Here is a 25,324-nt window from a genome sequence, read left to right on the forward strand (position 1 = left end):
GGTGCGAGAAATGATACTGGATAAAATTACAGAAAAAGTACTTCATATGATCGACGGAGAAGGATTTAAACAGGAGGGAGCTTTCAATCTCCGGGAAAACGGAATCGCCGTCTGCCACGGGGACAGTGAGCATGTCAAGATCCGTAAAAAAGAAGACAAGCAGGGAATTGACATTTATATTGACAAGAATACAAATGGGGAGACGGTACACATTCCGGTGGTTGTCTCCGCCTCCGGAATGACCGACGTTGTCTACAATGATTTTTATATTGAAGATGGGGCGAATGTGAATATCATTGCCGGATGCGGTATCCATAATTCGGGATGCAACGATGCAAGGCACGACGGGATTCACACATTTCATATTGGCAAGGATGCCATTGTCCATTATGAGGAGAAACATTACGGGGAAGGAGAAGGTACGGGAGCCAGGATTCTGAATCCGGTAACAGATATTTATGTAGGGGAGAATTCGGTGTTTACTATGGATACGGTGCAGATCGAAGGTGTAGATTCCACGAAGCGTGAGACCGACATTACCATGGAGGCAGGAAGCCGTCTCACAGTGACAGAAAAGCTGATGACCCATGACCGCCAGGAGGCAGTTTCCAATATGAAAGTGATCATGGACGGCGATGGAAGCTCGGCGCAGATCATTTCCCGGTCTGTGGCAAAGGGCGAGTCTATCCAGACTTTCCACCCACGGGCGATCGGAAAGACAGCCTGCCATGCGCACATCCAGTGTGATTCTATCATTATGAATGATGCACAGGTGCGTTCCATTCCTGAGATTGACGCCAGAAATGTGGACGCTCAGATCATTCACGAGGCGGCCATTGGAAGGATCAACAGTGAACAGCTTTTGAAACTTGAAACCTTCGGGCTGAATGAGGAAGAGGCGGAGGGAGTCATCATTGAAAACTTCCTGAATTAAAATAGAAGCAGGATTCTCAGGTAACTGGAACATTTCATAAAGTTTGGGGGATGTCTCATCCCCCAAAGAGGAAAAGAAATCCCCCATTTCAAAAACTGCATAGTTTCATTTGATCTGAAGATCAGATTTTGACGTCCTTGATATCCATAATCTCCTTATGACTGTATACATGCTGCTTTAATGCTTCGAAGCTTTCCGGGCTGATGACATGCTCGATCCGGCAGGCATCCTGAGTGGCAGTCTCCTTAGAAACGCCAAGATACATAAGAAAGCTGGAAAGCAAAGTGTGACGCTCGTAAATCGTCTCGGCGATCTCATGTCCCTTTTCCGTCAGTGCGATAAAGCCATCTTTATCCATCAAAATATATCCGTTCTCTCGAAGATTCTTCATGGCGACGCTGACGCTTGGCTTGGAAAAAGAAAGTGCGGTTGCAATGTCGATAGAGCGGACATTTCCCTTTGCTTTTCCGAGCATCAGGATGGTTTCCAGATAGTTTTCAGCGGATTCCTGTATTTTCATCAGAATGTCTCCTTCCATATATAGTGTCCTTAAAGACAAGGATAACATATTTGTAGTGATAGTTCAAACACTTCTGGAGAACGAGGAGGAGAAAAGGCAGAGGAAATATGATACAATAGTGGGAAAAGAGACAATAAAGGAGGACATATTCATGCAGAAATTTACCTATTGTGTGCCGACAGAGATTATTTTTGGAAAAGATACCGAGAGGGAATGTGGGAAAATGGTGAAACGGCATGGGGGAAAGAAGGTGCTGATTGTCTATGGAGGAGGCAGCGTCAGGCATTCCGGGCTTCTGGAGCGGGTGGAACACTCCCTTGAGGAGGAGGGGATTTCCTATGTAGAGTGTGGAGGCGTGACACCCAATCCGAGACTTTCTTTTGCTGAGATGGGAGTAAAGAAAGGGATCGAAGAGGGTGTAGATTTTATTCTGGCCGTGGGCGGCGGAAGCACTATCGATGCGGCGAAAGCCATCGCTCACGGGACTGCGAATCCGGGTGTTTCGCTTTGGGATATCTGGACGAAGAAAGAATCTCTTACCAAAACATTAAAGGTTGGCGCCGTATTGACCATCTCGGCAGCAGGAAGCGAGACGAGCGACTCTGCCGTTTTGACCAATGAGGCAATAGGAAAGAAGCTTGGTCTGGGGACAGAGCTGAACCGACCTGTTTTTGCAATCATGAATCCGGAGCTTACCTATACGCTCCCGAAATACCAGATTGGATGTGGGATAGCGGACATTATGATGCACACTCTGGAGCGGTATTTCATTCCGGATCAGAAAAACAGAATGACAGACGAAATTGCGGAAGGACTGCTTCGGACGGTTATTGACAGCGGAAGGATGGCAATGAAGCGCTCGGATGATTACGATGCCATGAGTGAATTGATGTGGTGCGGAAGCCTTTCCCATAATAATCTGACTGGATTGGGTCGGGAGAAGGATTTCTCTGTTCACAAGCTGGGACATGCCCTGAGCGCCCGGTTTGATTGCGCCCATGGCGCTACCCTTGCATCTGTCTGGGGAGCCTGGGCATGGTATGTCTGGGAACGGGACATTGCCCGTTTCGCGCATTACGCAAAACAGGTATGGGGCATCGAAAGAGATGAGATATCAGCGGCAAAAGAAGGGATCGAGCGTACGATCGCTTACTTTGAGGAGATTGGAATGCCGACTTCCATTTCCGGGCTTGGTATCGGTGTTTTGGAGGATGAGACACTGAAAGAACTGGCTCTTGACGCTACCATGAATGATACCGTCCGTCTTTCGCTCATCCGCCCACTCTCTGCGGAAGACGTGCTGGAAATTTTCCGCAAAGCAAATTACTAGGAATTGCCAAACCGGGCGCAAAGGTGGTATACTAAAACAAGATGCAGTCAATAACTGTAAATATCGATAAGAGGAGTGACAAACATGAAAGTAGTAGCAACAGAAAAGGCACCAAAAGCATTAGGACCATATTCTCAGGGATATGTTTCCGGAGGCGTATTTTACTCTGCGGGACAGATTCCGGTAAATCCGGCAACGGATACGGTAGAGGCTGATACCATCGAGGGTCAGGCAGAACAGGCATGTAAGAATGTCGGGGAAGTATTAAAGGCAGCAGGGACAGATTTTGACCATGTAGTAAAGACGACCTGCTTCTTAAGTGATATGGGAGATTTTGCCGCGTTTAACGAAGTGTACGCAAAATACTTCACATCTAAACCGGCGAGAAGCTGCGTGGCAGTGAAGGCGCTTCCAAAGAACGTACTCTGCGAGATCGAAGTGATTGCGGCAGTAGAGGAATAGGAGCAACAAAAATGGCAGAAGAAAAGAAACAGGAAGGATGTCCTTCCGAGGGCTGTGCCGGATGCTCCCATGCATCCACATGTACCAGCCAGATGAAGGATTTCAGAAAGCCGGCGAATCCGTATTCGGCGGTCAGAAAAGTCATTGGAGTGATCAGTGGCAAAGGCGGCGTAGGCAAATCCATGGTGACGGCTTCTCTTGCAAGAATGATGATTGAGAAAGGATATACAGCAGGAATCCTGGATGCGGATATTACAGGACCGTCCATTCCGAAAATGTACGGCATCCACGAGCAGGCCCTTGGTAATGAAGAGGGGATGCTCCCATGTGTCGCAAAAGACGGTACGAAGATTATGTCCGTGAATCTGCTCCTGGAAAAGGAGGATACTCCGGTCATATGGCGCGGGCCGATTATTGCCGGTGTAGTGACACAGTTTTGGACCGACGTTATGTGGGGCGATGTAGATTATCTTTTTGTGGACATGCCTCCTGGGACAGGAGATGTTCCGCTTACGGTATTTCAGTCTCTTCCGGTGGACGGTGTTGTGATCGTGACGTCCCCGCAGGATCTTGTCAGCATGATTGTAAAGAAAGCCTACCATATGGCGAAAGATATGGATATCCCGGTGCTTGGTATCGTGGAGAATTTCAGTTACCTTAAGTGTCCGGACTGTGGCAGAAAGATCGAAGTCTTTGGAAAGAGTCGCATCGGGGAGATCGCAAAGGAGCTGGATATTCCGGTGCTTGGGCGGATCCCGATCGACCCGAAGCTGACTGAAGCGGTAGACGGCGAGGCGTTTGACCAGGTGAAGAATGTATACCTGGACGATGCGGCAAAGGTATTGGAAGTATGATGGATTATTCACTTTTGAAAGAACAGATGGATGCGCTGACCGGGACGCAGAGCCGCCCGATTCCAAATCTGGCGAATGCATCCGCTCTGATCTGGCAGATGCTTGGTGATATTAACTGGGCCGGATTTTATCTGATGGAAAGAGATACCCTCTATCTTGGCCCGTTCCAGGGAAAACCGGCCTGTATCCGGATCCCTTTGGGTCAGGGGGTGTGCGGAAACGCAGCGCAGAAAGATCAGATACTCAGAGTATATGACGTACACGAATTTGAAGGGCACATCGCATGTGACAGTGCCTCCAGGTCAGAAATTGTGCTTCCGGTTCACAGCGATGGAAGTGTCATTGCTGTTTTGGATATCGACAGTCCTCTGACGGGAAGGTTTTCTCAGGAGGATGAGGATGGATTACGCGAAATTGTCAAAGTGCTGGAGAGAAACTGTATATGGAAATAATATAACTCTGTGTGGAGGGAAAGATCCTCTGCACAGAGTTTTTTACTTGCACAAATCGAACATGTGTGCTATGATAAGAAAAAGAACATATGTTCTGAAAGAAAAGAGGAGAAGAGATGGAGACCTTTCGGATTCAGAAAGAAAAGACATTATATGAGAAGCTGAGTATTCTTTCCGACGCGGCCAAGTATGATGTAGCCTGTACGTCCAGCGGCATAAAGCGAAGCGGAGACGGGACAGGGATCGGCAACTGCGAGCAGGCCGGGATCTGCCACAGTTTCACTCCTGACGGCAGGTGCGTTTCCTTGTTGAAGATTCTCTTTACCAATGAGTGTATTTTTGACTGCAAGTACTGTATCAACCGTGCGTCCAATGATGTGGAGAGGACGTCCTTTACTCCGGATGAGATCTGCCGTCTGGTGATCGAGTTCTACCGGAGGAATTATATCGAGGGGCTGTTCTTAAGTTCCGGTGTCTGGAAGAGCCCGGATTACACGATGCGCCTGATCTATGAGACGCTGCTGCGGCTTCGGAGGGAATATCGGTTTCAGGGATATATTCATGTGAAGGCGATTCCCGGAGCCTCCCAGGATCTGATCCGAATGACTGGATTTCTGGCAGACAGGATGAGTGTCAATGTGGAACTTCCTACAGCAGAGAGTCTTCATCGGCTGGCACCGCACAAGAGCCGAAAGAATATTCTGGCTCCCATGCGTTATGTCCAGAAGAAGAGAGAAGAGAACAGCCAGGAGCTCGCGCTCTATCGCCATGCTCCAAGATTTGTCCCGGCGGGGCAGAGCACCCAGATGATTATTGGGGCGACGCCGGAAAGTGATTATCAGATCATGCGGGTGGCGGAGTCGCTGTATCAGAAGTTTGAGTTGAAGAGGGTCTTCTACTCGGCATTCGTCCATGTCAATGAGGACTCCGCCCTCCCATCCAGGACAGATGCAGGACCTCCGCTTCTGAGGGAGCATAGACTGTACCAGGCGGACTGGCTTTTGCGTTATTATCACTTCTCGGCTTCTGAGCTTTTGTCGGAAAAGCGGCCGAATTTCAATCTTGTTTTGGATCCGAAGTGCGATTGGGCGCTGGGGCATCTGGAGTATTTTCCGGTGGAAGTAAACCGGGCAGACTACCGGACACTGCTCAGGGTGCCTGGGATCGGATATACTTCGGCCAGACGCATTGTACGGGCGAGAAAGATGGGATCTCTGGATTTCCCGGATCTGAAAAAGATGGGAGTCGTATTAAAGCGTGCTCTTTACTTTGTGACATGCAAGGGGAAGATGATGTATCCGACGCGCATGGAGGAGGATTATATCCTGAGAAATCTGCTGGACCCCAGAGAGAACCTGCCAAGGGGGATGAAGGAGATCAGTTACAGGCAGATGTCTTTTTTCGACGATGGGAAGGAGGAATGGATGATCCGATGAAGCGTAGATATATTTGTACCGATACGACGACAGGGATTCTTTCCGCCATTTATGATGCCTGGAAATATGACAGAAGCGATCAGGAGGCAGGGATCGTATTTTGGGGGAACATGCAGCAGGAGATGTTCTGCGAGTACTGCGAGGTGAAAGAGAGTGAAGAGAAGGCAAGAGCTGTCAGAAAGCTGATCCGGGGACATCTGGGTGAGGAGGCGTATCTGGACATCGGATACGCCCTCCTCTCTGGAGATCCGGGGAAAGGGACTGCTATTCTTGGCATGATGATGGAGGCACGGTCGCTTCCTGATGGATACAGGATCATGGGACATCTCTCCCATCCGGCAGTGCGGACAGTGTTTGAGCTTAGCAGGGCGGTGGGCCGGGAAATCCATGCATGGAAAGAGTTCCTGCGTTTCCGGGAGCTGGAGGGTGGAATTCTCTATGCCCGCATTACCCCGAAGAACTTTGTACTGCCCGGAATTGCAGGCCATTTTGCGGATCGGTTTCCGTTGGAGGATTACGTTGTTTACGATGAGCCCCATTCCTCGGTTCTCATTCATCCGAGACAGAAGCAGTGGCTGATTGTCAAGGACGAGGAAAGAAAGTGGGAAATACCAAAGGCGTATTCCGGTGAAGAGGAAGAATGGCAGAGACTATGGAAGAGATTTAAAAAGCGCGTGACGATCGAGGAGCGGAAGAATCTCAAGCTCCAGCAGACACATCTGCCGTTGCGTTACCGGGGAGATATGCCGGAGTTTCATTAAGAAGAAAAGAGCCATAGGAGCAATGAAAAAGAGGAGAGAATCTTGAGCGTTTTCGACAAAGAAAGTGGAAAATGAAGGAAAATATCGGTATTTTTACAGATTGATTTTCAAAAAGGATGATGGCATAATACTTGAGAACACAGAAGGGAGTGAAATCAATGGAGCATAAGCGTAAAATCAGATTAACCCCTGCCGATGTCCACGAGTTTGTTACATCCGCAGAGAAATGCGATTTTGATATCGATGTGTTTTACAATCGATTCACCGTGGACGCCAAATCGATTTTAGGAGTATTCAGTCTTGATCTGAACAGAACTCTGACTGTGCAGTATGCAGGAATCGACCCGCATTTTGAAGCAACATTGAATAAATTCTGCGTCGCTTAAGCGATCGGGCAGTAGGGTATACGAAAAGAGAGGCTCTTTCTCTTCGCTGGACGGAGAGAAGGGGCTTCTTTTTTTCTGAAAGATGGTATAATAACGAGGAAAGTGCGGGTTGTGCTTGCACAAAACCGCAATTGACGAGTAACTCCATCGAACCGCAGTTGAGATGGTATAATGAGAGTTGACGAGCCATGATAAAATAGAAAAAGATAAGAAAAAAGGCGGAGCCGGTAATGGAAGAAAAAAAAGAAGTACAAGAAATACAGGAAGAAGTTGTCCGGATTTCGGTCCGAAACCTTGTAGAATTTATATTAAGAGAGGGGGATCTGGACAACCGACAGGGTGGAACCGCGGATCGGGAGGCTATGCTGCTTGGCGGGCGGATTCACCGAAAGATTCAAAGGCAGATGGGAAGCGGATATCATGCGGAAGTGCCTTTGCAGATGATGGTGCCCTGTGAGAAATTGAAGATTGTCGTGGAGGGGCGGGCTGACGGGATTATCGAGGAGAAAGACAGGATTGCGATCGATGAGATCAAGGGCGTCCTGATGGATCTGGAAATGGTCAAAGAACCTAAGATGGTACATTTGGCTCAGGCCAAGTGTTATGCATGTATTTATGCAAAGAAAAGGAATCTTGATGAGATCGGGGTACAGATGACTTACTGTCAGATGGAGACAGAGGAAGTGAAGCGGTTTTACCAGACGTATGGCTGTACAGAGCTGGAGAAATGGTTCTTGAACCTTGTTCATCAGTATGAGAAGTGGGCGCTGTTCCAGATCGAATGGAGGAAGAAGCGCAACGCCTCCATTCGCCGGGTGGAGTTTCCATTTCCTTATCGGGAAGGGCAGAAAGATCTGGTGGTGTCAGTTTACCGTTCCATTTTGAGAAAGAAAAAGCTCTTTATCCAGGCGCCGACAGGAGTAGGGAAGACCATTGCTTCTGTGTTTCCCGCGGTGAAAGCTGTCGGGGAGGGACTTGCCAATCAGATCTTCTACCTGACTGCAAAGACAATTACAAGGACAGTGGCGGAGAAGGCTTTTCTTACCTTGAAAGAGCAAGGGCTCTCCTACAAGGTCATTACTCTGACAGCGAAGGAAAAGATCTGTTTCTGTGAGAAGACCGAGTGTAATCCGGATGCCTGCATCTACGCCAAGGGGCATTTTGACCGGGTCAACGATGCGGTCTTTGACATGCTCACCCATGTTGATGATATGAGCCGGGATCAGATCGAGGCATATGCCAGAAAGCATACGGTCTGTCCTTTTGAGATGGCGCTGGATCTCTCGGTTTGGATGGATGCGGTGATCTGCGATTATAACTACGTCTTCGATCCTAACGCCCATCTGAAGCGGTTTTTCGGGGAGGGGGCGAAGAAGGAATATCTGTTTCTGATTGATGAAGCCCACAATCTTGTGGAGAGAGGACGTTCCATGTACAGTGCGTCTCTTTGTAAGGAGCATATCCTGGAAGTCCGCAAGATTGTCAAAACAGAGGATGCGAAACTGACAAAAGCATTATCGGGTTGTAATGAGCAGCTTTTGATACTGAAGCGGGAGTGTCCGGGGCATGCGCTCTATTCGAGCGTTTCCCATCTGGTGATCCGGCTAATGAATGTGATGAGTGAGGTGGAGCGGTTTTTGGAGGAGTGCCGGAAGGAAGAAATCAGGGAGCAGGTGCTGGATTTGTATTTTGAGATCCGGGATTTTCTATCCATCCATGAAAAGCTGGATGAGAATTATATGATCTACACGGAGCTTACAGAGGATGGGGGGTTTTATGTCCGGCTGTTCTGTGTCAATCCGGCGGTCAATCTCAGCGAATATCTGAATTATGGGGTATGCACTGTCTTTTTTTCGGCGACACTCCTGCCCATACAGTATTATAAGAAGCTTCTGAGCACTCAGACGGATGATTATGCTGTCTACGCCCACACACCATTTCCAGAGGAAAATCGGCGGGTAATGATTGGGACGGACGTGACGACCCGTTATACGAGGCGGAGTGATGAGATGTACCGGAAATACGCCGGGTATTTGCTGGAGACGGTACGGGAAAAGCCGGGGAATTATCTGGCGTTTTTTCCATCCTATCGTTTCTTAAACGACGTCTACGATGCATTTCAGGAAATGAGAAAGCCGGAAGAGGATCTCTTCTGTCTCGTCCAGGATCCGGGGATGACAGAAGAAGAGCGGGAAGAGTTTCTCAACTATTTCGAGGAAGAGCGGGAGGGGACCCTGCTCGGATTTTGTGTGATGGGAGGGATTTTCTCGGAAGGGATTGATTTGACTGACGAAAAACTGATCGGTGCATGGGTTATAGGAACGGGACTTCCACAGGTTTGTCTGGAACGGGAGCTGTTAAAGCAGTATTTCGATGAAAAGGGAATGAGCGGGTTCGATTATGCCTATCTGTATCCGGGGATGAATAAGGTGCTCCAGGCAGCCGGCCGGGTGATCAGGACCGATACGGATCAGGGGATGATCTTTTTGCTGGACGACCGTTTTCAGATGAGCCAGTACCGGGCAGTGTTCCCAAGGGAGTGGAGCCAGGTGAGGAGGATTCGGCTTTCTCAGACAGCGAAAGAAGTGGCTGCATTCTGGGAGGGAACCAGAACGCAGCCACCCGTATCAGACTAATATCCAGGTGTGTTTTCATCAGTGAGAATGGCATCCGGAGAGGATCAAAAGTAGTCCAGAAATGCCTGAACGGAACGGGACATGGGGATCCGGTCATTATAGGCGATCAGGAGCTGTCGCTTTGGCAGCTCTTCTTTTGTCTCCACAATGAAAAGGCCTTCGGAATCTCTGCTTAGGCAGTAATCCGGGATGAACGCGATGCCAAGGCCGATTTTTGCCAGGTCAATCAGAAGGTCATTGCTGCTCAGCTCAATTTCCGGCACCAGATCGAGTTGGTGCTGCTGAAAGAGAGTATGGAGGAATTCACTCGTTGTGCTTTTACGGTCCAGCATAAGAATCGGTTGTTTCAAAAGCTCTTGGTAAGAGAGCTTTTGTCCTTTCAGATGAGAGAAAGAATCGTTGGCCACAAAGACATCCTGGAACGTCTTGATCTTCTTCACAGTAGAAAGCTGGTTGATGTAGTTGTTTGGATAATTGATGAAGATCAAATCCACCTGACCGTTTTCCAGGAGATCCACGCACTTGATGGATGTCTGGTTCGTGACCTTAATGTGAGAGGCCGGAAAACTCCTGTGAAAGCGTTCCAGATAAGGCACAAGGAAGTAACGGCAGATGGTATCACTGGCTCCGATCCGTATTTGACCGCCGATGGAGTTGGACTCTAAGAGCTGATTCTCCCCACGTTTAATCAGATTCATGGCAGGTTCCACATGGCGCAGTAAAATCTCGCCCTCAGGAGTGAGTTGGACTTTCTTCGTGCTGCGGATAAAAAGAACCTGATCCAGTTTTTTCTCCAGTGCCTTGATGGACTGGCTGACGGCAGACTGGGAAATATAAAGCTGTTTGGAGGCCTCGGAGAAACTTAAGCTCGAAGCCACATAGTAAAAGACTTTATATAATTCATAGTTAATATCCATCATAAGTCCTCCTTATAAATTCTATCTTTATTATAAGGAAAGAAAGAGAAAAAAACAAGGTGAAAAAGTTTTACTGGAACGAGGAGCCAGGAGAACGTATAATAGAAAAGGAAGACAGACGGAAAGGACAGGCGGTAATGATGAAAAAAACGAGAATATTCCACGGTTTCCTGGCAGCGGCAGCAGCAGTGTCATTGATCTTGATTCTGCTTTTGAGTGCATTTGAGATGGCAGCATATGGGGACTTTGGCTTTTATGAGAAAGAGTATGAAAAGTATGAGATTCAGAATACTCTTCCCATGGAGATGGATGATATTATGGATGTCACAAAGAAGATGATGGCGTACTTAAAGGGAGACCGGGAGGAGCTTTCTGTGATGACCATCATTGGTGGAGAGCGTCAGGACTTCTTTAATGAACAGGACCGCTTTCATATGGGAGAGGTTCGGGATCTGTTCCTGGCAGGATTTGCCCTTAGGAAAATTGCCGTTGTTGTTCTGGTCATATCGGTGGCGATTTTATTTTTTTTGAAAGCGGATTGGAAGCGGATTCTGCCGAAAGCGTATGAGATTACAGTCTGCGTTTTTCTCGGGCTGGTGGCGGTGCTTGGGATTGCCATTGCGGTGAATTTTGACAGGTGTTTCGTGATCTTTCACGAGCTCTTTTTTGACAATGATTTATGGATGTTTGACCCTGCTTCAGACTATATGATCCGAATGTTGACAGAAGGATTTTTTTTCGACATCACACTGCGGATCGGAGGATTCTTCGTGGCGTTTCTTCTTTTCTTCGAGATCCTTTGTCTGGGAATAAGGATTTGGAGAAAAAGAAAGGGAATTAGAACAGCTTATAAATAAATTTAACTATATTAATTATACTTATCAAGAAAAGTATGGTACACTAGATACAGAATCGAATAATCTTTTTTGAAAGAAGAATGGAGGAACTACATGAGTGGTGTAAAACGTGTATACGCGGAAAAAAAACAGGCGTTTGCCGTACAGGCAAAAGCATTACAGCACGAGATCAAGAGCTACCTGGGAATTCGCGGGGTAACGAATGTCCGTGTGCTGATCCGCTATGATATTGAAAATCTGTCAGACGAGACGTTTGAACGGGCGTGTAATGGTGTGTTTGCGGAGCCTCCGGTAGACACCTTATATAAAGAGATGTTTCCGATGAAGGAGAATGAGCGGGCGTTTTCGATAGAGTATTTGCCAGGGCAGTTCGACCAGAGAGCAGACTCCGCTGTACAGTGTGTGCAGTTCATCCGGGAGGACGAAGAGCCGGTTATTCGGACAGCAACCACATATGTGATTGAGGGAGAGATGACCGATGAGGAATTTGAGGCGGTGAAAGCCCACTGTATCAATCCGGTAGATTCAAGAGAAACAGGCATGGACAAGCCGGAGACACTGGTGACACAGTTTGATGAGCCAAAGGACGTTCGGATTTTTGACGGTTTCCAGTATATGGAAGAGGGACGCTTAAAAGAGCTCTACAATTCGCTGGGACTTGCCATGACATTCAAGGATTTCCTTCATATTCAGAAGTACTTTCAAGGGGAGGAGAAACGGGATCCGTCTATGACAGAGATCCGAGTGCTGGATACTTACTGGTCTGACCACTGCCGTCATACGACATTCTCCACCGAGCTTACGAAGATTACGTTTGGCGAGGGTATGTACAGAGAACCTATCGAAAAGACGTACCGGGAATATTTACAGACACACAGCGAGATTTTCAAAGGGCGTGAGGATAAGTTTGTCTGCCTGATGGATCTGGCGCTGATGGCGATGCGGAAACTGAAAAAGGAAGGAAAGCTTGCGGATCAGGAAGAGTCTGACGAGATCAACGCATGTAGTATCGTTGTTCCGATCGAGGTAGACGGAAAAGAAGAGGAGTGGCTTGTAAACTTTAAGAATGAGACACACAACCATCCGACGGAAATAGAGCCGTTCGGTGGTGCGGCAACCTGCCTTGGCGGGGCCATCCGCGATCCACTCTCAGGACGTACTTATGTATACCAGGCGATGCGTGTGACAGGTGCCGCGGATCCGACCGTGTCCGTGAAAGATACACTGAAAGGAAAGCTTCCTCAGAAGAAGCTTGTTAGAGAGGCCGCACACGGATACAGTTCCTATGGCAACCAGATCGGACTTGCTACGGGAATGGTAAAGGAAATCTATCATCCCGACTATGTGGCAAAGCGTATGGAGATCGGGGCTGTCTTAGGCGCCGCTCCGAGACGTGCAGTCATCCGTGAGACGTCCGATCCGGGTGATATCATTATCTTGCTTGGCGGACGGACCGGAAGGGACGGATGCGGCGGAGCGACCGGTTCCTCTAAGGTACACACCGAAGAGTCCATCGAGACGTGCGGCGCAGAGGTGCAGAAAGGAAATGCTCCGACTGAGCGTAAGATCCAGAGAATGTTCCGCAGAGAAGAAGTCAGCCGGCTCATTAAGAAATGTAATGACTTCGGAGCGGGCGGTGTTTCCGTAGCGATCGGAGAGCTTGCGGATGGTCTGAGAGTGGATCTTGACAAAGTACCGAAGAAATATGCCGGACTTGACGGAACAGAGATCGCTATCTCCGAGTCTCAGGAGCGTATGGCAGTTGTCGTAGATCCGAAGGACGTAAAACAGTTTTTGGATTATGCAAAAGAGGAAAACCTGGAGGCAGTAGAAGTAGCTGTTGTAACCGAGGAGCCGCGTCTGGTGCTTTCCTGGAGAGGAAAAGAGATTGTCAATATTTCCCGTGCGTTCCTGGACACGAATGGAGCCCATCAGGAAACAGAAGTTTTCGTAGAGATTCCGTCTGAAGAGGGCAATATCCTCACAGAGAGAAAGGATGTGCCGGACGTCAGGGCGGCATGGCTTTCAACTTTAAAAGATCTGAATGTATGTTCCCAGAAAGGTCTGGTGGAAATGTTCGACGGCTCTATTGGAGCGGGATCTGTATTTATGCCGCATGGTGGAAAATATCAGCTTACCGAGACGCAGGCCATGGTGGCGAAACTTCCGGTACTGACAGGCAAATGCGATACGGTTTCCATGATGAGCTTTGGGTTTGATCCTTATCTTTCCAGTTGGAGTCCGTACCACGGGGCAATCTATGCTGTGACAGAGTCCATCGCAAAGATCGTGGCGGCCGGCGGAGACTATCAGAAGATTCGCTTCACATTCCAGGAATACTTCCGCAGAATGACGGAAGATCCGAAGAGATGGAGTCAGCCGTTTGCGGCTCTGCTTGGCGCTTACAGCGCACAGATCGGATATGGCTTACCATCTATCGGAGGAAAGGACAGTATGTCCGGTACGTTCCAGGATATCGATGTACCGCCGACCCTTGTTTCTTTTGCAGTTGATATTGCGAAAACCGGGGATATGATTACACCGGAACTGAAAACAGCGGGTAATAAGCTTGTATGGCTTCGGATTGAGAAGGACTCCTACAGTCTGCCGGTATATGCTCAGGTGATGGATCAGTATGGAAAGTTCCACGAGGACATTCAGAATGGCAATATTGTTTCCGCCTACGCTTTGGATCGCCATGGAATGGCGGCGGCAGTCAGCAAGATGGCTTTTGGGAATGGCATGGGTGTGAAGATCGAGCACAATCTCGATCCAAGAGAGTTTTTTGCGCCTGGATTCGGAGATCTGATTGCGGAAGTACCGGCGGACAAAGTAGGAAAACTTGCCGTTACGTATACCGTGATTGGCGAAGTAACAGACGATGGTATCTTCTCTTATGGAAATACAAAGGTGACACTCAAAGAAGCCGAGTCAGTATGGAAAGCGCCGCTGGAAAATGTATTTGCGACCATATCAGGTGAGGAGACGGCTCCGGTTCTTACCGGAATTGCACCGGAAGATGAAGATGCGGTCATTACAGAAGACGGATGCTATAACACGAAGAATGTGTATATCTGCGGGCACAAGATTGCCCAGCCGACTGTATTCATTCCGGTATTTCCGGGTACGAACTGTGAGTACGACAGCGCCAGAGCATTTGAGCGTGCGGGGGCAAAGGTAATCACAAAAGTATTTCGTAATCTGGATGCAGCGGATATTCGCGACTCGGTTGCAGAGTTTGAAAAGGCCATCGGGCAGTCGCAGATTATTATGTTCCCGGGCGGATTTTCCGCAGGGGATGAGCCGGACGGCTCCGCGAAATTCTTTGCGACAGCGTTCCAGAATGAAAAGATGAAAGAGGCGGTAGAAAAGCTTCTGGAAGAGAGGGACGGACTGGCGCTCGGTATCTGTAACGGATTCCAGACACTGATTAAGCTTGGATTGGTTCCGCACGGAAATATCGTGGGACAGACAAAGGATGCCCCGACATTGACGTATAATACGATCGGACGTCATATTTCCAAGATGGTCTACACAAAAGTAGTGTCGAACAAGTCCCCATGGCTTCAACTGGCAGAGCTTGGCGGTGTTTACACGAACCCGGCTTCTCACGGAGAAGGACGCTTTGTGGCAAATGAAGAGTGGCTTACAAAACTTTTCGCAAACGGACAGGTGGCGACACAGTACTGTGACCTGGACGGCAACGTGACAATGGAAGAAGAGTGGAACGTCAACGGCTCCTACTGCGCAATCGAGGGTATCACAAGCCCGGACGGGCGAGTACTCGGAAAGATGGCGCACTCCGAGCGTAGAAGCGACGGCGTAGCGATCAATATTTACGGAGAACAGGATCTGAAAATTTTTGAATCCGGCGTTGCTTACTTCGAATAAATAAGTGATTGAATAAAAAGGAGACAGATTCCAAAAACAGGATCTGTCTCCTTTATTTAGAGAAGAGAGCGTATCATCGGTTCTTTCATTTGCTTTTTCCTAAACAGGAATGATCGAGATTCGGCTGGGCTTTGGATTGGTGGATTTTTTCTGTTCCGGCGGCGATTGCCGTTTCGTAATACCAGCATTTATAGTTGACAGTATCTAAAATTTTCTGTAATTCTGCCATCTGTTGTTTTACAACTCGTCTGCGTTCCAAAAACATGTCATATCTCTGCTGTAAGGAGGAGTCTCCTTGTTCCAGCCAACTGCTGAACTGACGTATCTCTTTGATAGACATACCGGTTTTTTTCAGACAATCTATGATACGAAGCGTAGCAATATCTTTTTCGGTAAAAATCCGATATCCTGATGCCAGTCGTTCTACAAATGGCAGTAAACCCTCTTTGTCGTAATAGCGGATAGTACTTGTCGGGACGCCCATGATCCGGGCTGCGTCCTTTATGGTGTATTTGTTTTTTCCCATATGATCTTGCTCCTTAAATTTTGAAAAATTTCTCAAAAAACATTGACTATAAACTCAAGTTTAATGTTATGCTGAAATCAATCAAAAGTCAAGGAGGATATTTATGTTAGGAAATTTTTCGTACTGTAACCCTACAAAACTATATTTTGGCGAGGACGCTCTTGAGAATTTAATTGTTGAACTGGCCAAATACGGAAATAATGTCGCTCTTGTTTACGGAAGCGGCTCAATTAAAAAAAACGGAATTTATGATGAAATCATGGATATTCTAAAATCCGCGGGTAAAACGGTGTCAGAGATAGCAGGTGTTATGCCGAATCCAACTGTTCACAAGCTTTATGAAGGAGTTGAAATTGCAAGAACACATAAGGTCGACTTTATCCTTGCTGTGGGTGGGGGCTCCGTAGTGGACTATGCAAAAGCCCTGTCTGTCTCCATTCACTGTGAAGAAGATCCGTGGGAGAAATATTATGCCCGATTTGAAGAGCCGGTCTGTGAAATAGTTCCTGTGGGCGTTGTGCTTACTATGGTTGGCACGGGATCGGAAATGAATACAGGCGCAGTGATCACATATCCCGAAAAGAAACTGAAAATCGGTCATGTGTTTACGGATGAAAGGATTATGCCGAAATTTTCCATTTTAAATCCCAGATACACTATGAGTCTTCCGAAAAATCAGATGATTGCAGGCATTTATGATATATTTAATCATATTTGCGAGCAGTATTTTTCCGGTGAGGACGACAATACGAGCGATTATATCAGTGAAGGCTTAATGAAAAGCGTGATTCATTCCAGCCGTATTGCAATCAAAGACAAGAATGATTATGAAGCGAGAAGTAATCTTATGTGGTCGGCTACCTGGGCGTTGAACACGTTGGTGTCAAGAGGGAAAAGCACCGATTGGATGGTGCATATGATTGGACAGTCGGTGGGGGCGTGCAGTAACGCTACACACGGTATGACATTATCAGCGGTTTCTTTGCCATATTATAAAATGATTATGCCATACGGCATACGGAAATTTGCCCGTTTTGCCGTGAATGTCTGGGATATTTCTCCTGACGGGAAAAATGAGGAAGAGCTTGCCAAGGAAGGTTTGTCTGCTATGGAAGCGTGGATGGAAGAGCTTGGTCTTGCTATGAAACTTTCTGAAATAGGAGTGACAATGGAAATGATCGATGATATTGTCAATGGTACACTGATTATGGAGGGCGGCTATAAAGTACTTTCCAAAGAGGATGTCAGGAAAGTGCTGATGCAGTCTATGTAAGGGAGGAGATGCGGACATTGCAATTTCATATTCACAGTTTAAACGGTTGGTCTTCAGAGACGAACCGTTTTTCTTATTTCATAGGAGACTGCGTTCCTATGAAATAAGAAATGCTCCGCGTGGATCGCACTGCGGTGGAGTGGGAGCTGCCGCTGAAGCGGCCGCCGCAGGCGTAGAATCCTGTCAAACAGGATTCTTTTTTATGTGAGAAGTCTTAATATTTGGAAGGGCACTTGACATTCTGCTGTTTATCATATAACATGAAATAAACTTCATGTGAAGTTTGCTTCATGCAAGAAGGGATGTGGGATATGAAAACACGGATAAGAGAATTACGAAATGCAATGGGAATTACGCAACAGCAGTTAGCGGATTTCGTTCATGTTTCAAGCCGGACAATTATATCAATCGAAAAAGGACAGTACAGCCCATCGCTAATGCTTGCTTACCGTATGGCACAGGTATTTCATACAACTGTTGAAGATTTATGCTGCTTAAAAGAAAATAAGGAGATAGAGGATAAGAATTATGAGAATCTATAATAAAAGGAAATTTTTTATTGGAATTGGAGAATTCATATTATCTATTGTTGCATTTGTAACCATGTTTATAACCCGAACAATAGATATAAAATTTATTGTAGTCAATGTGATCGTTTTTACTCTTGGTATTGTGAATATTTCGAGAAGTCTTTCAAAATCAGATACGGCAGAAGATATTATAGAAGAAAATGACGAGAGAAATAGACTTATCAGCCTGCGCATTAACAATATGCGTTATAAAATATTGATTGTGGTAATCTACATATCTGTTGTCGCAGGTATGCTGGCGTATGGAGTAACAAGAAATATAAACATAGTTATCGCGTTACTGCCATTGCTTCTTCTATTGTGTATCTGGTTTCTTTCTTCTTTTATCTTAGCTTTTTATTACGAGAAGAAGTGTTAAAGCAAGAAGCCCATTCTGTGGGGCACCGATTTGACAGGAGTTAAGGCGGTGAGTATAATAAAAACGTAAATTTGCCTGTTGATGCAATGAAGGGGGAAGCAATATGCCGTCCAGCAGAATCGGAAAATATATTTCAATTTTAAACCGCCAGTCTCAGAAGTATCTTCATCATCTAGTGGAGCAGTACGGAATCGGATATTCCAGTTACTATTTTGTGATGTACATTGGGTCCAATCCGAAATGCAGCCAAAGAGAGATGTGCGATTCTATGGCGATGGATCAGGCCATGGCCACAAGGGAGATGAGAAGGCTGGAGCAGTGCGGATATATTATCCGGGAAAAGCGTCCGGGCAATGCGAAGACCTATGAGATTTCTCTTTCTGATAGCGGGCAGAGGCTGTACCGGGAGTTAAAGAATAAGCTGATGGAGTGGTGGGGAGAGCTGCTTGAGGAGTGTGCAATCGATCCGGAGCCATTTTCAGAACAGCTTCGGATCATGGCAAAGGCCGCCTATCAAAAAGCCGGAGGAACGGAAAGCGAGGGAAAACGCACCGAAAAGATGCGATAAAAAATTCTTGACAATACGAAAAAAATGCTTTAAAGTGTTAAAGAAGAAAAGCGGAGCACGAAAATGCAGGCTTTTTTAGGAGAGAATAGGAGGACGATATTATGTCATATGTAGATGAAGTGATTGACCTTGTAGTGAAGAAGAATCCGCATGAGCCTGAGTTTCACCAGGCTGTAAAAGAAGTTCTGGAATCACTTAGGGTTGTGATTGAGGCAAACGAAGAAAAATACAGAAAAGAAGCATTGCTTGAAAGACTGACGGAGCCGGAACGACAGATTCTCTTCCGTGTACCGTGGGTGGACGATAATGGGCAGGTACACGTCAACAAGGCATACCGCGTACAGTTCAACAGTGCGATTGGACCATACAAGGGAGGTCTCAGACTTCATCCATCCGTCAACTTGAGTATTATTAAGTTCCTCGGATTTGAGCAGATTTTCAAAAACTCCCTGACCGGACTTCCGATCGGAGGCGGCAAAGGCGGATCTGACTTTGACCCGAAAGGAAAATCCGACAGAGAGATCATGGCATTCTGCCAGAGCTTTATGACAGAACTTTGTAAATATATCGGAGCGGACACAGACGTGCCGGCGGGAGATATCGGAACAGGAGCAAGAGAGATCGGTTACATGTTCGGACAGTACAAGAGAATCCGCGGCGTGTTTGAAGGCGTTCTCACGGGAAAGGGACTGACTTTCGGAGGATCCCTCGTCCGGACAGAAGCGACCGGATACGGGTTATTATATTTCACAGAAGAGATGTTGAAACTTGCCGGCAAGGATATGAAGGGTAAGGTGGTCGCTATCTCGGGAGCGGGAAATGTTGCTATCTACGCTGCAGAAAAGGCAATGCAGATGGGAGCAAAGGTTGTGACAATGAGTGATTCTACCGGGTGGATCTATGATCCGGAAGGCATTGATCTGGACGCTGTCAAAGAGATCAAAGAGGTCAAACGTGCAAGACTTACCGAGTACAAGGAATACCGTCCGAACTCCGAGTACCACGACGGCGTCGGCGTTTGGTCTGTCAAATGTGACGTGGCGCTTCCTTGTGCAACTCAGAACGAGCTTCATCTTGAGGACGCGAAGCAGCTTGTGGCAAACGGATGTATCGCGGTAGCTGAGGGAGCCAATATGCCGACAACGATGGAGGCGACAGAATATTTACAGGCAAACGACGTTCTCTTCGCTCCTGGAAAAGCATCCAACGCTGGCGGTGTTGCGACATCTGCTTTGGAGATGTCACAGAACAGCGAGCGTCTGAGCTGGTCCTTTGAAGAAGTAGATGAGAAGCTGAAGACGATCATGGTAAACATCTGCCACAATGCGGCGGATGCGGCAAAAAGATATGGATGTGAGGGAAACTACGTAGCCGGAGCAAACATCGCAGGCTTTGAAAAAGTAGCGACGGCTATGGAAGCACAGGGAATCGTCTAAGATAGTAACTATGCAGCCATACCGCTCAGATTCGCCAGTTGCGCTGCTTTTTCGCAAGATAGAAAAAAGATAAAAAAAGTGTTGACATTTCCTGGATGATAATAGTATAATAATCAAGCGGGTTGCGAAAGCGACCCGCAGGATATGGGATCTTAGCTCAGCTGGGAGAGCATCTGCCTTACAAGCAGAGGGTCATAGGTTCGAGCCCTATAGGTCCCATTTCGTAAGAAATTACGAAACATACGGCGGGATAGCTCAGTTGGCTAGAGCATACGGTTCATACCCGTAGTGTCGCTGGTTCGAATCCAGTTCCCGCTATTCATATGGGATCTTAGCTCAGCTGGGAGAGCATCTGCCTTACAAGCAGAGGGTCATAGGTTCGAGCCCTATAGGTCCCATTTCTTATGAAAACAAAACATATGGCGGGATAGCTCAGTTGGCTAGAGCATACGGTTCATACCCGTAGTGTCGCTGGTTCGAATCCAGTTCCCGCTACTATACCATGGGAAGAGATAGAGGCGTCGCAAATGTGCGACGTCTCTTTTTGGTATGAGCGGTTTCCAAAAACGATTGTAATTACCGGAGCTTTCAGATATAATATTGGAAAATCGTAAGAAAAGGGGAAAGATATGGAATTACGACTGAATCATGTGAAAAAATCGTTTGGGGATAAAACGGTTTTAGATGACTGCTCATTTGTGTTTCAGCAGGGGAAAATCTACGGGCTTCTTGGGCGGAACGGCGCGGGAAAGACGACGTTATTTAATTGTCTGAGTGATGAGATCCAGCCAGACATGGGAAATGCTCTGATCTGTGATGATGAGGGGGAGCATGTGCTGCTGCCGGATGAGATCGGATATGTGTTTTCGGTTCCGGTACTTCCGGATTTTCTGACCGGAGAAGAGTTCGTCCGGTTTTTCATGGATATTAACCGGGATCGGATCGAGACGGGAGCGAGTGCGGAGACATATTTCGACCTCGTACAGATTGACCCGGAGGACCGGAGAAAGTTGATCAAGGGGTATTCTCATGGAATGAAAAATAAGTTACAGATGATCTGTTTTATGATCTCGCGGCCTCCGGTCATTTTGCTGGATGAGCCGCTGACTTCGCTCGATGTGGTTGTGGCGCTGGAGATGAAGCAGCTTCTCCGCAGGATGCAGAAGAATCATGTGATTATTTTCTCCACCCACATTTTACAGCTTGCGACAGATCTGTGTGACGAGATTGTCGTATTAAGTGAGGGCAGGCTTCGCCAGATCGACCATGAGATGTTAAAGAGCAAGGATTTTGAGGAACAGATCATTGAATTGTTGAAAGATGAGGAGAAGCATGAGTAGAGCGTTACGTCAGATTGTTATGATGCGGGCCACCATTATGACAAATACCTTTTTGTATTATCTGAAAAGACTGTGGCTCATTGGAAAGCTGGTTCCTGACCGTGTGTACGGTAATCCGGATTTCAAGATTGTGCTTGCGGTGCTGTTTACCATTGTAGGACAGGTAGTCAGTCTGACCTGCAAAGTGCTTTATGTACTGGTTATGGTGGTACTGCCGACGTGGATGATGAAAAGAGTACATGTGGACGCGTTTGACTATATGGTTCAGATTTTATTTTTCCTGTCGTGTTTGATGGGACCGCTCCAGGACAGTGTCGTGTTCCAGGTGACAAAAGAGAAGTTTACTTGTATCCGCTACATGAAGATGGACGCTCAGAAAGCAGTCAAAGCGGTTTTATGTTACCGGTACATACCGTTTGCGTTTTATTTTCTCATTGCGGTAGTGGGAGGCGCCTGGTTCCTGGGCGGGAGTGTGTGGAACGGCATTTGTCTGTGGCTTGTGATTGTGATGTTCCGGGCAGCGGGCGAGGCGTTCCAGGTATGGTATTTTGACAGAACGGGTATTATATTTTCCAGAAGATATGGATGGGTCTGGATCGTCATCGGTCTTTCCCTTGTGTGTGCCTATAGTTGCTGGGCAGTAGATCCGTTTGTGAGGGCAGCATGGCTGTTTCATCCGATTTGTCTGGTTCTGATATGTGGTATGGGGATTGTTTCCATCTGGTACTTGATGGCAGGGTATCAGGGATACCGGCAGAAGCTTCACCGGACTATGGAAGAGAAATGGATGCTGTCTTCGATTATGAAGCAGTCCGGGCAGGAATCAATAGAAAAAGAAGTCGGGGTGCGGGAGCGGGATCTTAAGGTGAATACCTCCCGGATGGCCGGGATTAAGAAACTTCATGGATATGCCTATTTTAACGCCTTATTTTTCCTGAGACATGAGCGGCAGATCAAGAGACCAATGTATTACCGGCTGGCAGTGGTGGGGATCTGCTTTTTGGGCGGTGTGACGCTTCGGATCTTTTCACCGGAGGCGGCGTACCTCGCGGGTATCAATCTTCCGGAATTTTTGCCGCTTCTTGTGTTTATCATGTACATGATGACCGTTGCGGACAAGGCGTGTAAAGTCATGTTTTATAACTGTGATAAGAGTATGCTGAGGTTTGGATTCTACCGCAATCCCAAGACGCTGCTATCCATGTTTCGGATCCGGCTGATCCAGGTGGCAAAGTACAATATGATGATCGGCGCGGCCATCTGTGCGGCAGTCGTCGTATTCCGGATGGTGTGCGGTATCTGGGAATTTGATGGAAACATGGCGTTATTCTGTTTAGCAGTTTTGGTGCTTTCCGTATTTTTCACTGTTCACCATCTCTTTTTGTATTATGTCTTCCAGCCATACTCGGAGGAAATGAATGTGAAGAATCCGTTTTTCTGGGCATTTAACATGGTAATTTATGCTGTCTGCTTTTTTTGCTATGAGATCCAGACAGGAGGTGTCTTCTTTACGATGGGTGTGCTGGCTGTGACGACTGCTTATATTATCGTTGCGCTGATGCTGGTATATCGGTTTGCTCCGAAAATGTTTCGTGTAAAATAACTGCCCTTTTGCGGGAAATGTGATAAAATAGGGTCAGCAGAGACAAGGAGGAGGAAAAGGATGAAGAACAACCGTATAAGGCGGATTTTGATGGTGGCCGCCGGTATTTACCTGGCTTACACAGGCTTTGATCTTACGAGAGCGGTCATCGGAAGTTCCGAAAAGAATAAATGGGTCTTTCTGGCGTTTGCCGTGCTCTTTCTTGTGTTTGGAGCGACGGTTATTGTTATGAATGTCAGAGGCATGATACAGGATTACAAAGATGGCAGGAGAGAGAAAAAATCAGAAGACAGAGAGGAGGATTCTTATTGCGAATAGGGATGGGATATGATGTCCATAAACTGACAGAAGGAAGAGAGTTGATTTTGGGAGGGGTAAAGATTCCTTATGAGAAAGGATTGCTTGGTCATTCGGATGCGGATGTGCTGCTCCATGCGGTGATGGACGCCCTGCTTGGTGCTGCGTCCCTCGGTGATATCGGGCTGCACTTTCCGGATACCGATGAAGCCTACCGGGGAGTTTCCAGCTTAAAGCTTCTTAAGCGGGTTGGGGAGCTTTTGGACGAGCATCTTTATGTGATTGAAAATATTGACGCCACGATCATTGCAGAGCGGCCGAAGATGCGTCCGTATATTGATGAGATGAGGGAAAATATTGCCAGAGCACTGACGCTCGATGTGGATCAGGTGAATATCAAGGCGACGACGGAAGAAGGGCTTGGATTTACCGGTAAAGGGGAAGGCGTTTCCTCCCAGGCAATTTGCTGTATTGAGAAAATGACGAATTTCAGCTATGATGTGACGGAGCAGGGTACAGGATGCCGGAACTGCCAGGGATGCGGCATATCCAAAGGACAGGTGATATGATGCGGATCCGAAAGCTTACGAAGGCGGAACATGGAGTCACCCGTATTCTCTGGGAGGAAGTCTTTACCGAAGATGAAGATGCGTTTTTAGACTACTATTATGAAGTGAAAGCAACTGAGAATACGATCTACGTCATCGAGGACGATGCGGGCGATCCGCTCTCCATGCTACAGCTCAATCCGTATTCAGTCCGTTTCGGAAAGAAAGACCGGACGCTGCATTATATCGTTGCGGTAGCTACAAGAGAGAAGTACCGGGGGCGGGGATATATGAGAGAGCTTCTGGAAACATCGGCCAGCGAAATGTACCGTGACGGGGAGCCGTTTACTTTTCTTATGCCGGCGGCGGAGGCGATTTACTATCCGCATGGATTCCGTTTCGTTTATCGTCAACGACAGATAGATGGCAAGGTGAAAGATGGTCTGGTTGGAGAAGGAACGGTGCGTCCGGCCACCTTGTCAGACTGCCATGCCCTTGCCCGGTTTGCGGAGGAGGTCTTAAGTGAGACAGAATGGGTCCGGGCGGTCCGAACGGAGGAGTATTACCGGACGCTTGTAAAAGAGCAGCAAAGTGAAGGGGGCAGGATTCTTGTCACTGAGTGTAAAGGACAGATCCGGGGATTTGTCCTTTATGGATACTGGGAAGGAAAAGCAGAGCTTCGGGAGCCGTTCGTTTATCAGGAGAAGGACTGGCAAAGTCTGGCTGCCTTTCTGGAAAAGGAGCCGGTGGACAGGCTCCATATCACAGGTATTCTCCCACGGCTGGAGCCGTGGATCGAAAGGAGTCTCGCCGAACCGGTCAAAAAAGATGTGCCGATGATTATGGCGCGGATTGTGCATTTGGGACAGTTTCTCGAAAGTTTTCGGGCGAAGGCGGATTTTACTGTCAAAATTCAGGTGGAGGATGAACGGATCCCGGAAAATACAGGGTGCTGGGAGGTTTACGGAGAAAACGGAGCGTTTCTGAGAGCCGAAAAGCAGGAAGAGACTACTTCCGGTGATACAGACGAAAAAGTCACCCCGGGAGACCTTGTGACCGCGCTGTTTGGATATGACGACAAGAAGGGCAGGAATAAGAACGAGGAGAAGGACACTGAAAAGGACGGAAGGAGTGTAGGGACGAATCTTCGGATCCTGGCAGATGGTGTAGTTGCAGCTCCACCAGTCTTCCTGAACGAGATAGTCTGATGGAAGTTCAAGCTGCGGATCCAAACCGCATGACGGAATCGTTGTCATGTTTGACAGAAATGTGTGGAATAGGAGTTGACAAAGAGGCTGTTATCCCATACACTATAAAAACAGAAGGATAGGAAAAGGTGAAGAACGGGA

Annotated in this window: 24 protein-coding genes, 4 tRNA genes and 1 other annotated feature (1 of these 29 running past the window's edge); of the genes, 25 read left to right on the forward strand and 3 right to left on the reverse strand. The window is 47.4% G+C overall.

Annotated elements, in window-relative coordinates:
• The first annotated feature begins 10 nt into the window (after window positions 1–10).
• Entirely contained in the window at window positions 11–934 is a 924-nt protein-coding gene (locus AOA56_RS05100) for a SufB/SufD family protein (RefSeq protein ID WP_024732173.1), read from the forward strand.
• A 121-nt stretch (window positions 935–1,055) separates the two neighbouring features.
• Here AOA56_RS05100 and AOA56_RS05105 read toward each other — a convergent pair whose 3' ends face one another.
• Window positions 1,056–1,454 carry a metal-dependent transcriptional regulator gene (locus tag AOA56_RS05105; protein ID WP_048621534.1) on the reverse strand — a complete coding sequence of 133 codons (399 nt, stop codon included), beginning with the start codon at window positions 1,452–1,454 and terminating at the stop codon, window positions 1,056–1,058.
• A 151-nt stretch (window positions 1,455–1,605) separates the two neighbouring features.
• Between AOA56_RS05105 and AOA56_RS05110 the strand changes: the two genes are divergently transcribed.
• From AOA56_RS05110 to AOA56_RS05145, 8 genes are all read left to right on the forward strand, one after another.
• Window positions 1,606–2,784, forward strand: a complete 1,179-nt coding sequence (locus tag AOA56_RS05110) for an iron-containing alcohol dehydrogenase (protein WP_053769107.1) — start codon at window positions 1,606–1,608, stop codon at window positions 2,782–2,784.
• 84 nt (window positions 2,785–2,868) lie between these two features.
• The gene (locus tag AOA56_RS05115; protein WP_053769108.1) at window positions 2,869–3,246 is read left to right on the forward strand and encodes a RidA family protein; all 378 of its coding nucleotides are present in this window, start codon (window positions 2,869–2,871) and stop codon (window positions 3,244–3,246) included.
• 11 nt (window positions 3,247–3,257) lie between these two features.
• The gene (locus tag AOA56_RS05120; RefSeq protein ID WP_048621535.1) at window positions 3,258–4,100 is read left to right on the forward strand and encodes an Mrp/NBP35 family ATP-binding protein; all 843 of its coding nucleotides are present in this window, start codon (window positions 3,258–3,260) and stop codon (window positions 4,098–4,100) included.
• The gene (locus AOA56_RS05125; RefSeq protein WP_024732177.1) at window positions 4,097–4,552 is read left to right on the forward strand and encodes a GAF domain-containing protein; all 456 of its coding nucleotides are present in this window, start codon (window positions 4,097–4,099) and stop codon (window positions 4,550–4,552) included. The genes AOA56_RS05120 and AOA56_RS05125 overlap by 4 nt, the downstream gene beginning before the upstream one ends.
• 116 nt (window positions 4,553–4,668) lie before the next feature.
• Window positions 4,669–5,988, forward strand: coding sequence for a putative DNA modification/repair radical SAM protein (locus AOA56_RS05130; RefSeq protein WP_048621536.1), 1,320 nt, complete (start codon window positions 4,669–4,671; stop codon window positions 5,986–5,988).
• Entirely contained in the window at window positions 5,985–6,749 is a 765-nt protein-coding gene (locus tag AOA56_RS05135; RefSeq protein ID WP_024732179.1) for a TIGR03915 family putative DNA repair protein, read from the forward strand. Before AOA56_RS05130 ends, AOA56_RS05135 begins: the two co-directional genes overlap by 4 nt.
• 158 nt (window positions 6,750–6,907) lie before the next feature.
• On the forward strand, window positions 6,908–7,135 hold the full coding sequence (locus AOA56_RS05140) for an HPr family phosphocarrier protein (protein WP_024732180.1): 228 nt from the start codon (window positions 6,908–6,910) through the stop codon (window positions 7,133–7,135).
• A gap of 230 nt (window positions 7,136–7,365) precedes the next feature.
• Window positions 7,366–9,771 carry an ATP-dependent DNA helicase gene (locus AOA56_RS05145; RefSeq protein ID WP_053769109.1) on the forward strand — a complete coding sequence of 802 codons (2,406 nt, stop codon included), beginning with the start codon at window positions 7,366–7,368 and terminating at the stop codon, window positions 9,769–9,771.
• Between the two features lie 44 nt (window positions 9,772–9,815).
• Here AOA56_RS05145 and AOA56_RS05150 read toward each other — a convergent pair whose 3' ends face one another.
• Complete coding sequence (locus tag AOA56_RS05150; RefSeq protein ID WP_024732182.1) at window positions 9,816–10,688, reverse strand: LysR family transcriptional regulator; 873 nt, start codon at window positions 10,686–10,688, stop codon at window positions 9,816–9,818.
• A gap of 59 nt (window positions 10,689–10,747) precedes the next feature.
• On the opposite strand from AOA56_RS05150, the gene AOA56_RS05155 reads away from it, so the two are divergent.
• Window positions 10,748–11,545, forward strand: coding sequence for a TIGR01906 family membrane protein (locus AOA56_RS05155; protein ID WP_242843436.1), 798 nt, complete (start codon window positions 10,748–10,750; stop codon window positions 11,543–11,545).
• A gap of 93 nt (window positions 11,546–11,638) precedes the next feature.
• On the forward strand, window positions 11,639–15,436 hold the full coding sequence (locus AOA56_RS05160) for a phosphoribosylformylglycinamidine synthase (RefSeq protein ID WP_053769110.1): 3,798 nt from the start codon (window positions 11,639–11,641) through the stop codon (window positions 15,434–15,436).
• 85 nt (window positions 15,437–15,521) lie between these two features.
• Here AOA56_RS05160 and AOA56_RS05165 read toward each other — a convergent pair whose 3' ends face one another.
• On the reverse strand, window positions 15,522–15,962 hold the full coding sequence (locus tag AOA56_RS05165) for a MerR family transcriptional regulator (protein WP_053769111.1): 441 nt from the start codon (window positions 15,960–15,962) through the stop codon (window positions 15,522–15,524).
• 103 nt (window positions 15,963–16,065) lie between these two features.
• Here AOA56_RS05165 and AOA56_RS05170 point away from each other — a divergent pair, with 103 nt between their 5' ends.
• The 14 genes from AOA56_RS05170 to AOA56_RS05235 all read left to right on the forward strand — a co-directional run bounded on the left by AOA56_RS05170 (window position 16,066) and on the right by AOA56_RS05235 (window position 25,183).
• Window positions 16,066–17,235 carry an iron-containing alcohol dehydrogenase gene (locus AOA56_RS05170; protein ID WP_053769112.1) on the forward strand — a complete coding sequence of 390 codons (1,170 nt, stop codon included), beginning with the start codon at window positions 16,066–16,068 and terminating at the stop codon, window positions 17,233–17,235.
• Between the two features lie 311 nt (window positions 17,236–17,546).
• On the forward strand, window positions 17,547–17,777 hold the full coding sequence (locus AOA56_RS05175) for a helix-turn-helix transcriptional regulator (protein ID WP_024732187.1): 231 nt from the start codon (window positions 17,547–17,549) through the stop codon (window positions 17,775–17,777).
• Window positions 17,764–18,183: a hypothetical protein gene (locus AOA56_RS05180; RefSeq protein WP_024732188.1), complete on the forward strand. Its 420-nt coding sequence runs from the start codon at window positions 17,764–17,766 to the stop codon at window positions 18,181–18,183. The genes AOA56_RS05175 and AOA56_RS05180 overlap by 14 nt, the downstream gene beginning before the upstream one ends.
• A gap of 103 nt (window positions 18,184–18,286) precedes the next feature.
• On the forward strand, window positions 18,287–18,751 hold the full coding sequence (locus AOA56_RS05185; RefSeq protein WP_024732189.1) for a MarR family winged helix-turn-helix transcriptional regulator: 465 nt from the start codon (window positions 18,287–18,289) through the stop codon (window positions 18,749–18,751).
• Between the two features lie 101 nt (window positions 18,752–18,852).
• Entirely contained in the window at window positions 18,853–20,187 is a 1,335-nt protein-coding gene (gdhA, locus tag AOA56_RS05190) for an NADP-specific glutamate dehydrogenase (protein ID WP_024732190.1), read from the forward strand.
• 146 nt (window positions 20,188–20,333) lie between these two features.
• Window positions 20,334–20,406 (forward strand) — tRNA-Val (locus AOA56_RS05195).
• A gap of 25 nt (window positions 20,407–20,431) precedes the next feature.
• A tRNA-Met gene (locus AOA56_RS05200) sits at window positions 20,432–20,505 on the forward strand.
• A 7-nt stretch (window positions 20,506–20,512) separates the two neighbouring features.
• Window positions 20,513–20,585: transfer RNA gene (locus AOA56_RS05205), tRNA-Val, on the forward strand.
• A 23-nt stretch (window positions 20,586–20,608) separates the two neighbouring features.
• Window positions 20,609–20,682: transfer RNA gene (locus AOA56_RS05210), tRNA-Met, on the forward strand.
• A 134-nt stretch (window positions 20,683–20,816) separates the two neighbouring features.
• Window positions 20,817–21,527 (forward strand): ABC transporter ATP-binding protein, encoded by a 711-nt coding sequence (locus AOA56_RS05215; protein ID WP_024732191.1) that lies wholly within the window; start codon window positions 20,817–20,819, stop codon window positions 21,525–21,527.
• Window positions 21,520–23,130 carry a hypothetical protein gene (locus tag AOA56_RS05220; RefSeq protein WP_053769113.1) on the forward strand — a complete coding sequence of 537 codons (1,611 nt, stop codon included), beginning with the start codon at window positions 21,520–21,522 and terminating at the stop codon, window positions 23,128–23,130. The genes AOA56_RS05215 and AOA56_RS05220 overlap by 8 nt, the downstream gene beginning before the upstream one ends.
• 60 nt (window positions 23,131–23,190) lie before the next feature.
• Window positions 23,191–23,448 carry a hypothetical protein gene (locus AOA56_RS05225; protein ID WP_024732193.1) on the forward strand — a complete coding sequence of 86 codons (258 nt, stop codon included), beginning with the start codon at window positions 23,191–23,193 and terminating at the stop codon, window positions 23,446–23,448.
• Window positions 23,439–23,996: a 2-C-methyl-D-erythritol 2,4-cyclodiphosphate synthase gene (gene ispF / locus AOA56_RS05230; protein ID WP_024732194.1), complete on the forward strand. Its 558-nt coding sequence runs from the start codon at window positions 23,439–23,441 to the stop codon at window positions 23,994–23,996. The genes AOA56_RS05225 and ispF overlap by 10 nt, the downstream gene beginning before the upstream one ends.
• Window positions 23,948–25,183: a GNAT family N-acetyltransferase gene (locus AOA56_RS05235; protein ID WP_082349871.1), complete on the forward strand. Its 1,236-nt coding sequence runs from the start codon at window positions 23,948–23,950 to the stop codon at window positions 25,181–25,183. The genes ispF and AOA56_RS05235 overlap by 49 nt, the downstream gene beginning before the upstream one ends.
• Window positions 25,184–25,305: 122 nt before the next feature.
• Window positions 25,306–25,324, forward strand: a binding site (T-box leader); it runs 205 nt beyond the window's last position.

Origin of the sequence: Sellimonas intestinalis (genome assembly GCF_001280875.1) — a bacterium.
Taxonomy (GTDB): Bacteria; Bacillota; Clostridia; order Lachnospirales; family Lachnospiraceae; genus Sellimonas; species Sellimonas intestinalis.